Here is a 10818-nt window from a genome sequence, read left to right on the forward strand (position 1 = left end):
GCTCCTGAGGGATTTTTAAATGTATTGACCAGAAGCCAATGGAAAGGCGTACTTGATTTTTTAAAATCGACAAATTCAGCGTTGGTTACATCATTTGCCGTATCGAACGGTGTGCGTAATCAGGATGGCGTGTGGACTCCGGTAGAAGCTCAAAAACTTGTGAATTATACAAAAAGCCTTGGAGGTAGTATTGCTGCCGCTGAACTTTTCAACGAACCTACAATGCCATTGGCTGGCGGTTTAATGAACCCTGATTATGATGCATCATTTTTTGCAAAAGATGTAGATGCTTTTAATGCTTGGGCTAAAAAAGAAGTTCCGAATATGAAAACACTTGGTCCAGGCGCAGTACTTGAAGGTATGGATGGGGTAAGTCTTGATATGCCTGGTATGAAATTTCTTGCCACTGAAGATTTAATGTCTGCAGATCCAAAACCAACATTTGATGTGTTTTCTTATCATTTCTATGGTGCGGCTTCTATTAGAATGATAAAAGAAGGTCCGTTTTCTATAAAAGCAGAAAATGCTTTGGATAAAGAATGGTTGCAACGCACAGATCAATCTGCGGCTTTTTATATGGGGCTACGGGATAAATATATGCCTGGAACAGAAATTTGGATTACGGAAACAGCACAGGCAGCAGCAGGCGCTGATCCTTATGCAGCCACGTTTTTAGATTGTTTTCGCTTTCTATACCAACACGGTTCATTGGCCCAAAAAGGTGTAAAAGTAATTATGCACAATACCTTCCTGGCAAGTGAATATAGTTTGATTGACCAAGATACTTATCTACCAAAACCTAACTATTGGGCAGCCTACTTATGGGCAAAACTTATGGGAACTGACGTATATGATGCAGGAACAGGAGAAGAAGGCGTATATGTATTTGCGCATAATCTTAAAGGTTCTGAATCTGGTAAAACAATTTTAATTATCAATACCAATAAAACAGCAACGTCAGTTAATCTTCCGTCCGAAGCAGAACAATACACATTAACTTCTGATGAGTTACAGGGAACAACTGTAAAATTAAACGGACAAGAATTAGCTTTAACCGCAAATGACGAATTGCCAACAATTACTGGTAAAAATGTAAAAGCAGGAAATGTTGAATTAGCGGCGACTAGTATTACATTTTTTACGCTTGCAGAAAGTGGAAAATAATAATTAAAATTAATCGACAGAATATCAGCCTGTACCTAACATCGGTTTTACAAAAAAACGGGTTAAATGCAAAACTCAAGGTCTGTAATTCTATCGCTGCATAAGCCATTTGTATATCTTTTTCTGTAATTTAGTAAATAGTAAATGGCTTATGGTAAGGTAGTACTAAACTGAACTTTTGTGCTTCTATTTTCGCTACTTCGCTAAGCCGTTTCCCGTTTGACGAATTTTCAAAAGATGCATTCCGGTGCTACCTGAATTAAAATCGATTGTCAACCTCTAAAACATATATTGATGAATCCAAAAGTTGATTTTTTCTTTAATAAAGCGAGTCAGTGGAGCGAGGCTTTTGAAATCATGCGCCAAATCGCGCTGGATTGCGGGCTGATCGAGGAATTGAAATGGGGCTGCCCCTGTTATACCTACAACAAGAAAAATGTAGTATTGATCCATGGCTTTAAGCAGTACTGCGCCTTTCTGTTTTTTAAAGGGGCGCTCATGAAAGACCCGGATAAACTGTTGATACAACAGACCGAACAGGTTCAGTCAGCCCGACAGATACGTTTTACCAGCACCAAAGAAATTTCAAAAATAAAAGCGGCACTAAAAGCCTATATTTTTGAAGCAATAGAGATTGAAAAATCAGGCCTTAAGGTCGCCCCCAAAAAGACTTCGGATTATCCCGTGCCCGAAGAATTTGAAACCGCACTGAAAGCATCTGCCCGGCTGAAAAAAGCCTTTGCTGCCCTAACGCCCGGCAGACAGCGTGCCTATTTATTTTATTTTGGCCAGGCCAAACAGTCCAAAACCCGTGTTGCCAGAGTCACGCAGCATATACCCCGGATCCTGGAAGGCAAAGGCCTGGATGATGCCTGATGAAGCCCTGTGGAGGCGGGCCGAAATAGGCTACAGTTCCCATTGAAAAATTCAGCCAATGGCAATTAAAAAAAAACCGGAAGTTCCTGACACTGAAAAAAACTGGTTACTGGAACAGTTACAGCAAAGATTTGAAAAATATCCCGGGCGGCATCCGGAGATAGGTTGGGACGCTGTGCTCAAGCAACTGCAAAAGCAGCCACAGCATCTCCGGACCCTGTACGAAATGCAGTACAGTGGTGGTGAACCGGATCTGGTCATTTTTGACGAGGAACCAGAGAATTGGTACTTTGTCGATTGCGCCGCTGAAACACCTGCAGACCGGCGAAGTCTCTGTTACGATGACCAGGCACTGGCTGCCCGTAAGCAACATAAACCCCGGGGCAGCGCCGTGGCTATGGCGGAAGCCATGGGTGCCGGCCTGTTAACCGAAACCCAGTACCGCAGCCTGCAGCGAAAAGGCGCTTTTGACCTGAAGACTTCCAGCTGGATTCTTACGCCGGACGCCGTTCGCAGACTGGGTGGCGCACTATTTTGCGATCGCCGATATGACCAGGTTTTTGTGTACCACAATGGCGCAGATTCCTATTACAGTTCCAGAGGTTTCCGGCTGGCCTTAAAACTGTAATGCCCGGGTCTTTTGAGCGGCAGCCGCCGGACGCGTTAACTGGCTTCAGAGTTTTTCCTCTTCCTCCTCGGCATGTTCGGCATTTTTGATAATATCTCCTTTTTTGAAAAGGATATTCTTTACCACCACCGCCCATTTCTTTTTCTTGCGTAACAGAAACTCCAGGTCCATGGCGAAATGAATAAATTCTTCTTCCTGGGCATGTTGCATGATTTTTTTGGCTTCGCGGTCCTTTTCCACATGGATGCGCTGCTCATACCAGTCGATGGCTTCGGCTTCTTCGATTAAAGACTGGATCATCCGGGCAAATGTGCGTACGGATGGCGATAATTCCTCCGGCGGTTCGTGATACTGATCGAATCCCATAGTTTTCGAGTTTTAATTGTAATCGTTTCCCTAAGCTATGTAAAATCGGGGAATTCTATGCAGGTGGGCATTAAACTGTTGCGAAATCCGCATTCTGGTCGTCTTATTCCTGGATTCGGGATCGGAATCTTTAGGTTTTACTTTTAAATTTGCACCCATATGAGAAAAACAACTGGATTGCTGCTACTGTCAATACTACTGCTGTTTATTGCCTGTAGTAAAGAAAACAGCTATCAAACGGACAATGCTACCCTGACTATTAGCTCGTCTATCCCCTATTGCGCCTGCTGCAGCCAATATATGGTGGCTATCGATGGTACCGGAACCACGTATCAGACCCATAAGATTCCGGATGATTTTATCGTGCCGGATTATAAAAGTCAGGCAGATACCGCCCTGCGGGTGCGCTTACAGTGGTCTGCGGATGAGAAAAACCAGTGCCCGAATTTCATAAACATTCATCAATTAGTGCTCCTCCCCTAAGCTGCAGAAGTTTACAGGTTCATTTATACTTTTTAGTATAAATAGCTTACCTTTGCAGCATGAATACGGATACAGCACAATTAGCCCCGACCCGGACACCTGAAACTGAGATAGATCCGATTGAAAGTCACGTAAATAGTGAATATAAATACGGTTTTGTCACCGATATTGAGTCGGAGTCGGCTCCCAAGGGATTAAATGAAGATATTGTACGTTTTATTTCCGCCAAGAAGCAGGAACCGGAATGGATGCTGGAATGGCGCCTGAAAGCCTTTGCACAATGGCAGAAGATGCGGGAACCGCATTGGGCCAACCTGAACTATCCCGCAATTGATTATCAGGACATTATATATTATTCCGCCCCCCGTCAGAAAAAAAAGCCGGAGAGTCTGGATGAAGTCGACCCCGAACTGCTGAAAACATTTGAAAAACTGGGCATATCACTCGAAGAACAAAAACGCCTGAGCGGTGTGGCGGTGGATGTCGTCATGGACAGCGTCTCCATTGGCACTTCCTTCAAGGAACAGCTGGCAGAACTGGGTATCGTATTCTGCTCCATCAGTGAGGCCATTCAGGAACATCCCGAACTGGTACGCAAGTACCTGAGCAGTGTGGTTCCCGTTACCGATAACTTCTTTGCCGCCCTGAATTCTGCTGTCTTTAGTGATGGTTCCTTCTGTTATATTCCGAAAGGCGTTCGTTGTCCCATGGAGCTCTCCACTTATTTCCGGATTAATGCCGAGAATACCGGTCAGTTCGAACGTACCCTGATTATTGCCGAGGAAGGTGCCTATGTAAGTTACCTGGAAGGCTGTACCGCTCCTATGAGAGACGAAAACCAGCTGCACGCAGCCGTCGTGGAGATTATTGCGCTGGATAATGCGGAAGTAAAGTATTCCACCGTACAAAACTGGTATCCCGGTGATAAGGACGGCAATGGTGGTATTTACAATTTTGTAACCAAAAGAGGGATTTGCAAGGGCCATCATTCCAAAATCAGCTGGACACAGGTGGAAACCGGATCTTCCATCACCTGGAAATACCCTAGCGTTATTCTGCAGGGCGATTATAGCAACGGGGAATTTTATTCCGTAGCCGTCACCAATAATCACCAGCAGGCAGATACCGGTACCAAAATGATCCACCTGGGTAAGCATACCAGAAGCCGGATTGTAAGTAAGGGTATCTCGGCAGGATTTAGCAATAACAGTTACCGAGGACTGGTACGGGTGGGTAAAAACGCACAGAATGCCCGGAACTTCTCCCAATGCGATTCCCTGCTCCTGGGTGATAAATGTGGCGCCCATACATTCCCTTATATAGAAGTTAAGAACAATACCGGCATCGTGGAGCATGAAGCCACCACTTCCAAAATCGGGGAAGACCAGATTTTCTACTGTAACCAGCGGGGCATTGACACGGAAACTGCCGTGGCGCTGATCATCAATGGCTTTGCAAAAGAGGTCATGGACAAACTCCCCATGGAATTTGCAGTGGAAGCTAAAAAATTACTGGAAATCAGCCTGGAAGGCAGCGTAGGCTAAACAGGTGCATTATCCGCCCGGTGGTCAGGTTCAATCCCCAAAGCCGGCAACCTTTAGGTTTTTTATCAATTATAATATCATATAGTATAGCAATAAGGGGTTCTTCCCGATCGAATCGCTCCTTATATTTTCAAACAAAACGTCATGTTAAAAATCACAGACCTGCATGCAGGCATTGAAGGCAGAGAAATATTAAAAGGCATCAACCTGGAAATCAAACCCGGTGAAGTTCACGCCATCATGGGACCCAATGGGTCCGGTAAAAGTACCCTGGCATCTGTGCTGGCCGGAAAGGAAGAATACGAAGTCAGTAAGGGAACCGTGGAATTCAGCGGTAAAGACCTGCTGGAACTGGCTCCGGAAGAACGCGCCGCCGAAGGGATCTTTCTGAGCTTCCAGTACCCGGTGGAAATCCCGGGGCTGAGCACCGTTAACTTTATGAAGACTGCTGTCAATGAAATCCGGAAATACCGGGGCGAAGCGGAACTGGATGCAGTGAGCTTTCTGAAAAGAATGAAGGAAAAAATGGCGCTGGTAGAAATCGACCAGTCGATGCTGAGCCGTTCCCTGAATGAAGGCTTTTCAGGAGGTGAGAAAAAAAGAAATGAGATTTTTCAATTAGCCATGCTGGAGCCCAAACTGGCCATTCTGGATGAAACAGATTCCGGTCTGGATATCGATGCCATCCGCATCGTTGCCAATGGTGTCAATAAATTAAGGACCAGTGACAATGCCACCCTGGTGGTGACCCACTATCAGCGGCTGCTGAATTATATCGTACCGGATTTTGTACACGTACTGTATAATGGCAGGATCGTGAAATCCGGCACAAAAGAACTGGCCCACGAACTGGAAGCAAAAGGGTATGATTTTATTAAAAGCGCCCTGGTATAAAACCAGTCCGCCCCCTGCCGTCTTCCGGTAATTTATTTAGCGTCCCAATCAAGCAAAGTACTAATGGATACAATAGCATATTTTAAAGAACGTTTTGATCAGTTGCAGCAGCAACCGGTCAGCTCTCATATTAAAGAACTGCGCGACGATGCATTCCGCTCCTTTGAGCAATCCGGACTGCCCACCGTCAAACATGAAGAATGGAAGTATACTTCCATCAATGATTTTTTCAGAAAGGATTACCATTTCACGACGGACCTGAAGGAAAAGGGATTTACCGCCGCCGACCTGGAGCCCCTGCAGTTGCCGGGTCATGCCGAGGCCAATCATATAGTTTTTGTCAACGGCCATTTTCATCAGGAACTGTCCCATACCCGCTCGGAAGAACTCGAAATCATATCCCTGGGCGAAGCCGCCTCACACCCCTCCTATGCGGCCCTGGTAGCCACCCACCTGGGACATAGTGCCGATTACCACAAGGATGGCGTGAACGCCCTGAATACGGCTTTTATACAGGAAGGCGTTTTTGTCCATGTCTTCAGAAGTAAAGAAGCCAGTCATCCGATTTATCTCTATAATATTACCGATGCCCGTAATGGCAATATTTTCGCACAACCCCGGTGTCTGGTACATGTCGCAGAGAACGCACGGGTACAGTTTATTGAAAGTTTCAACACCCTGGGTGCGGATGAGAGTTTTACCAACCAGGTCATCGAAGCGGTCGTAGAACAGGATGCGGTATTTGATTTTTACAAGATTCAGAATGACGCACCAAATTCCAAAGTGGTCAGCACGACGCATGTACATCAGGTCGGTACCAGTGAAGCAACCGTGGTGACGGTCACCCTGAATGGCGGGCTGATCCGCAACAATCTGAATATGGTGATGTCGGCAGAACATTGTCAGTCCAACCTTTTTGGCCTGTACCTGCAGAACGGCAGCACCCATGTAGACAATCACACGGTAGTAGACAACCGTCAGCCCAACTGCCTGAGCAATGAACTTTACAAAGGCGTGCTCAGTGGCCAGGCCACCGGTGTATTCAACGGCAAGATTTTCGTCCAGCAAATCGCGCAGAAGACCAATGCCTACCAGAGCAATCGTAATATTTTATTATCTGAAACCGCCAGTGTCAATACCAAGCCGCAGCTGGAAATTTTTGCGGATGACGTAAAATGTTCGCACGGTTGTACCGTGGGCAGACTGGACGAGGAAGCACTTTTCTACCTCCAATCCAGAGGTATTACGCAGAAAACAGCGACTTCCCTCCTGTTACATGGTTTTGCACTGGAAGTTATTGAAAAGATTAAAAATGAAGGCGTGCGGGAACTGATCAACGGGCTGATTACCCAAAAGCTCGGTCTCTAAACGGCAAATCGGTTCTGCGGAACTGATCTTGGCCAAAGAAAGAAAGGGGATCTCTCAATCGTTTAACCGGGAACAGAAAAATTGTATCATGACGCAAACAGCTACAACGCCCATACCGACAACAGAACCGTTTGATATTCAGGCCATACGCAGAGATTTTCCCATCCTGCAACGCGAAGTAAAGGGGCATCCCCTGGTCTATTTCGACAATGCGGCCACGACCCAGAAACCCACACAGGTGATCGAATCCCTGGTGCATTATTACGCGCATCTGAACGCCAATGTTCACCGTGGTATCCACAGCCTGGCCGAAGAAGCCACCGCTGCTTTTGAAGCGACCAGAGACAGCCTGCGGAATTTTATTCATGCTGCACATCGAGAAGAAATCATTTATACCAGGGGCACCACTGAAAGCATCAACCTGGTGGCCTATACCTGGGGACGCGCCAATGTAAAGCCAGGCGATGAAATTATCGTTTCCGGGATGGAGCACCATTCCAATATCGTACCCTGGCAGGTTCTCTGTGAAGAAAAGGGCGCCGTATTAAAAGTAATTCCGGTATCAGATAAAGGTGAGCTGGAACTCGAAACATTTCAGCAATTGCTCACCAGTCGTACCCGCCTGGTAGCCGTTAATCATGTATCCAATGCCATGGGTACCGTGAACCCGGTAGAGACGATCATTCGACTGGCCCATGAAAAAGGCGCGCTGGTACTGATTGACGGCGCCCAAAGCAGCCTGCATCTGGATATTGATGTGCAGCAAATGGATGCTGATTTCTTTGCCTTTTCGTCCCATAAGATACTGGGACCAACCGGCATGGGTGTTCTATACGGGAAAAAGGCACTGCTGGAAGCGATGCCGGTTTTCAACGGTGGCGGAGAGATGATCAAAGAAGTTAGTTTTGAAAAGACGACCTATAATGATCTGCCCTATAAATTTGAAGCGGGCACGCCCAATATAGCCGATGCCATTGCCCTGAAGCCGGCGCTGGATTATATTGAAAAAGTCGGGAAGGCACAGATACGTCGTCACGAAGATGCATTATTAAAGCATGCCACCGGGCTGCTCAGGGAGATCGACGGCCTGCGCATTATTGGTGACAATGATCATAAAATCAGCGTTATTTCCTTTGTCATTGAAGGCGTACATCCCCAGGATATCGGGATTCTGCTGGATAACAAAGGTATCGCCGTAAGGACCGGCCATCACTGCGCTGAACCATTGATGAACCGGTTCTGTATTCCGGGAACCATACGGGCTTCCTTTGCGCTCTATAATACCCTGGAAGAAGTCGATCGGATGATGGAAGCGCTTAAAAAAGCCGTGCAGCTGCTCCGGTAGAAGCAGGCACGCGGGACTGCCACAACCACTAGCAGGTGGCTGTCCGTCCAAAAATAATTACAGGAGCAATCAATCATATGACAGCAACAAAGAGCATCGAAGCAACAGAAGCCGAAATTGTGGAAGAGTTTGCGCTCTTCGACAGTTGGGATGATAAATATGAATATATTATTGATCTGGGTAAGCGACTCGCGCCTCTGCCCGATCAATATAAAACAGAGGAGAATAAAGTGAAAGGTTGTCAGTCCACGGTATGGCTGATTGCCGATTATGAAGACGGCAAACTGCATTACCGTGCGGAAAGTGATGCGATTATTGTGAAAGGGTTGATCAGCATGCTGATCCGGGTGTTAAGCGGACATAGTCCCGATGAAATTCTTGGGGCCAGGATGGATTTTATCAACCAGATTGGTATGACAAGTCATCTGGCACAGACCCGTTCCAACGGATTACTGGCGATGGTAAAACAAATGAAACATTATGCCCTGGCATTTAAGGCGGGCAGCCTTCAGGACAAGAACTAATTAAGAAACGGTGATATAACACCATTCTTCAAAAAACAGTGCTATGGACGAAGAAGCTATCAAAGAACAGGTCATCGGGGTCCTCAAGACTATATTTGATCCCGAATTACCGGTCAATATTTACGAACTGGGTTTAATTTATAAAATCGATGTCAATGAGGGTGGCAACGTTTTTGTTTTAATGACCCTTACGGCTCCGGGCTGTCCGGCTGCCCAATCGCTGATCCTGGAAGTCGATGAAAAAGTACGCGCCCTGGACAGTGTCAATGATGTACTGGTAACCCTTACCTGGGATCCGCCATGGAATAAATCTATGATGAGTGAAGTGGCGCAATTGGAACTCGGTTTTATGTAAAAAAAATGCTATATGAAAATTACAGCTCAGGAAGAATACGGCTTAAGGATACTTATTCGTATCGCGTCCTATAAAGGCAGCGAAGGCATGAGTATTCCACAACTAAGTGAAACAGAACAACTTAGTCAGCATTATATTGCCAAATTAACCCGGCTGCTTCGATTGTCGGGCTTTATCCGCAGTACGCCGGGCAATAAAGGCGGTTATGTACTGGCCGTCCCGGCTGCAGCCATCGTCATCAAGGACGTGCTGGAGGCCCTGGGAACGCCGCTGGACCGTGAATTTACCGATGAGAATGGTGCCGTGATGCGTTTTTGTACCAATTCGGTAGATTGTTCCTCCCGCTCCTTATGGCAAATGATCCAGATGACCGTCAACAATCTCCTGGAAAAAATAACCCTGGAGAACCTGATTACCGAATCAGGTACCCAGGCCACGATTTTTGACGCCCTGAGTACTGAATTTCTTGTCAAACCATAATTTCTTTACCAGTATTTGGTAAATCATTGATAATCAATTTGTCTTTTTTTGAAAAAAATTTTAAAAAAGGGTTACCTCCTGTTGATTCGGGTATTAATCTTCAAATTATAATTTTAAAACAAAAAAGACAATCATGAAAAAATTATTCGCAATTGCTCTGATCGCTGTTTCTTTCGCAGCTTGTAACAGTGCTGAAAATCAAACTGAAGAAGCAGCTGAAGCTACAGCTGATTCAGTAACTACTGCTGTTGAAGCTAGCGCTGATTCTGCACAAGCTACTATCGATTCAGCTGCTGCCGTAGTTGATTCTGCAGCTGCTGCTACAGTTGATTCTGTTAAAGAAGCAAATTAATATAGCAATATAAAAGTTTGATCTTTTACCGAGCCGGTTGATTTCCAACCGGCTTTTTTGTGTTTATACGATGCTGGTCCGCTCCTGCCAGACGCCTGCGGATGCCATATATGAAGTAGTAAGCCCACCCTACAGGACCTATTGACCAACCTGGCAAGTGTTGGACGGGCTCATGGTTCGATTACCGGCTCTTAGCGTCCCGATTCATGTTGCCAACCGTAACGACTTTACCATTATTAAATTCGCACCCATATTGGGCATATCGAGCTGCAATAGATTTACCACCTCTATAGAATAGGCCTGTTCTACAACAAATCGGGTAGGAAGGTAGCGATTATTTCGCTACCTGACCTCCCACACCACCGTACGTACGGTTCCGTATACGGCGGTTCCTTAGCTAACCTGATGGCGTGATTGCAACTCCTTGAAGTAATCCAAG

Annotated in this window: 13 protein-coding genes; 12 read left to right on the plus strand and 1 reads right to left on the minus strand. The window is 46.0% G+C overall.

The window, feature by feature from the left end; translation table 11 throughout:
* Nucleotides 1-81 precede the first annotated feature (81 nt).
* The 3 genes from ACYVI9_RS16540 (at nt 82) to ACYVI9_RS16550 (ending at nt 2668) form a co-directional block, all read left to right on the plus strand.
* Nucleotides 82-1164: a hypothetical protein gene (locus ACYVI9_RS16540; RefSeq protein ID WP_460766757.1), complete on the plus strand. Its 1083-nt coding sequence runs from the start codon at nt 82-84 to the stop codon at nt 1162-1164.
* A 294-nt stretch (nt 1165-1458) separates the two neighbouring features.
* A complete protein-coding gene (locus ACYVI9_RS16545; protein ID WP_460766760.1) occupies nt 1459-2040 on the plus strand; it encodes a YdeI/OmpD-associated family protein in 582 nt (193 codons plus the stop codon).
* Nucleotides 2041-2098: 58 nt separating this feature from the next.
* Nucleotides 2099-2668, plus strand: a complete 570-nt coding sequence (locus ACYVI9_RS16550; protein ID WP_460766762.1) for a DUF4256 domain-containing protein — start codon at nt 2099-2101, stop codon at nt 2666-2668.
* A 45-nt stretch (nt 2669-2713) separates the two neighbouring features.
* Here ACYVI9_RS16550 and ACYVI9_RS16555 read toward each other — a convergent pair whose 3' ends face one another.
* Nucleotides 2714-3034: a ferritin family protein gene (locus tag ACYVI9_RS16555; RefSeq protein WP_460766765.1), complete on the minus strand. Its 321-nt coding sequence runs from the start codon at nt 3032-3034 to the stop codon at nt 2714-2716.
* A 159-nt stretch (nt 3035-3193) separates the two neighbouring features.
* Between ACYVI9_RS16555 and ACYVI9_RS16560 the strand changes: the two genes are divergently transcribed.
* The 9 genes from ACYVI9_RS16560 to ACYVI9_RS16600 all read left to right on the plus strand — a co-directional run bounded on the left by ACYVI9_RS16560 (nt 3194) and on the right by ACYVI9_RS16600 (nt 10379).
* Nucleotides 3194-3517 carry a hypothetical protein gene (locus tag ACYVI9_RS16560; RefSeq protein ID WP_460766767.1) on the plus strand — a complete coding sequence of 108 codons (324 nt, stop codon included), beginning with the start codon at nt 3194-3196 and terminating at the stop codon, nt 3515-3517.
* Nucleotides 3518-3576: 59 nt separating this feature from the next.
* Nucleotides 3577-5061, plus strand: a complete 1485-nt coding sequence (gene sufB / locus ACYVI9_RS16565) for a Fe-S cluster assembly protein SufB (RefSeq protein WP_460766769.1) — start codon at nt 3577-3579, stop codon at nt 5059-5061.
* A 144-nt stretch (nt 5062-5205) separates the two neighbouring features.
* Complete coding sequence (sufC, locus tag ACYVI9_RS16570; RefSeq protein ID WP_460766772.1) at nt 5206-5955, plus strand: Fe-S cluster assembly ATPase SufC; 750 nt, start codon at nt 5206-5208, stop codon at nt 5953-5955.
* A 63-nt stretch (nt 5956-6018) separates the two neighbouring features.
* Complete coding sequence (sufD, locus tag ACYVI9_RS16575; RefSeq protein WP_460766774.1) at nt 6019-7323, plus strand: Fe-S cluster assembly protein SufD; 1305 nt, start codon at nt 6019-6021, stop codon at nt 7321-7323.
* A gap of 88 nt (nt 7324-7411) precedes the next feature.
* Nucleotides 7412-8668 carry a SufS family cysteine desulfurase gene (locus ACYVI9_RS16580; protein ID WP_460766777.1) on the plus strand — a complete coding sequence of 419 codons (1257 nt, stop codon included), beginning with the start codon at nt 7412-7414 and terminating at the stop codon, nt 8666-8668.
* A 77-nt stretch (nt 8669-8745) separates the two neighbouring features.
* Nucleotides 8746-9192, plus strand: coding sequence for a SufE family protein (locus tag ACYVI9_RS16585; RefSeq protein ID WP_460766779.1), 447 nt, complete (start codon nt 8746-8748; stop codon nt 9190-9192).
* Between the two features lie 43 nt (nt 9193-9235).
* Nucleotides 9236-9547 (plus strand): DUF59 domain-containing protein, encoded by a 312-nt coding sequence (locus ACYVI9_RS16590; protein ID WP_460766782.1) that lies wholly within the window; start codon nt 9236-9238, stop codon nt 9545-9547.
* Nucleotides 9548-9559: 12 nt separating this feature from the next.
* Complete coding sequence (locus ACYVI9_RS16595) at nt 9560-10027, plus strand: RrF2 family transcriptional regulator (protein WP_460766784.1); 468 nt, start codon at nt 9560-9562, stop codon at nt 10025-10027.
* Between the two features lie 133 nt (nt 10028-10160).
* Complete coding sequence (locus ACYVI9_RS16600) at nt 10161-10379, plus strand: hypothetical protein (RefSeq protein WP_460766787.1); 219 nt, start codon at nt 10161-10163, stop codon at nt 10377-10379.
* Nucleotides 10380-10818: the final 439 nt, after the last annotated feature.

This window comes from Niabella terrae (assembly GCF_054783135.1).

Bases quoted from the DNA above. Each gene is read 5' to 3' on its own strand.
- ACYVI9_RS16545 (WP_460766760.1), top strand. From the start codon at position 1,459: ATGAATCCAAAAGTTGATTTTTTCTTTAATAAAGCGAGTCAGTGGAGC.
- ACYVI9_RS16585 (WP_460766779.1), top strand. From the start codon at position 8,746: ATGACAGCAACAAAGAGCATCGAAGCAACAGAAGCCGAAATTGTGGAA.
- ACYVI9_RS16600 (WP_460766787.1), top strand. From the start codon at position 10,161: ATGAAAAAATTATTCGCAATTGCTCTGATCGCTGTTTCTTTCGCAGCT.
- ACYVI9_RS16580 (WP_460766777.1), top strand. From the start codon at position 7,412: ATGACGCAAACAGCTACAACGCCCATACCGACAACAGAACCGTTTGAT.
- ACYVI9_RS16590 (WP_460766782.1), top strand. From the start codon at position 9,236: ATGGACGAAGAAGCTATCAAAGAACAGGTCATCGGGGTCCTCAAGACT.
- ACYVI9_RS16550 (WP_460766762.1), top strand. From the start codon at position 2,099: ATGGCAATTAAAAAAAAACCGGAAGTTCCTGACACTGAAAAAAACTGG.
- sufC (WP_460766772.1), top strand. From the start codon at position 5,206: ATGTTAAAAATCACAGACCTGCATGCAGGCATTGAAGGCAGAGAAATA.
- ACYVI9_RS16560 (WP_460766767.1), top strand. From the start codon at position 3,194: ATGAGAAAAACAACTGGATTGCTGCTACTGTCAATACTACTGCTGTTT.
- sufD (WP_460766774.1), top strand. From the start codon at position 6,019: ATGGATACAATAGCATATTTTAAAGAACGTTTTGATCAGTTGCAGCAG.
- ACYVI9_RS16555 (WP_460766765.1), bottom strand. From the start codon at position 3,034: ATGGGATTCGATCAGTATCACGAACCGCCGGAGGAATTATCGCCATCC.
- sufB (WP_460766769.1), top strand. From the start codon at position 3,577: ATGAATACGGATACAGCACAATTAGCCCCGACCCGGACACCTGAAACT.
- ACYVI9_RS16595 (WP_460766784.1), top strand. From the start codon at position 9,560: ATGAAAATTACAGCTCAGGAAGAATACGGCTTAAGGATACTTATTCGT.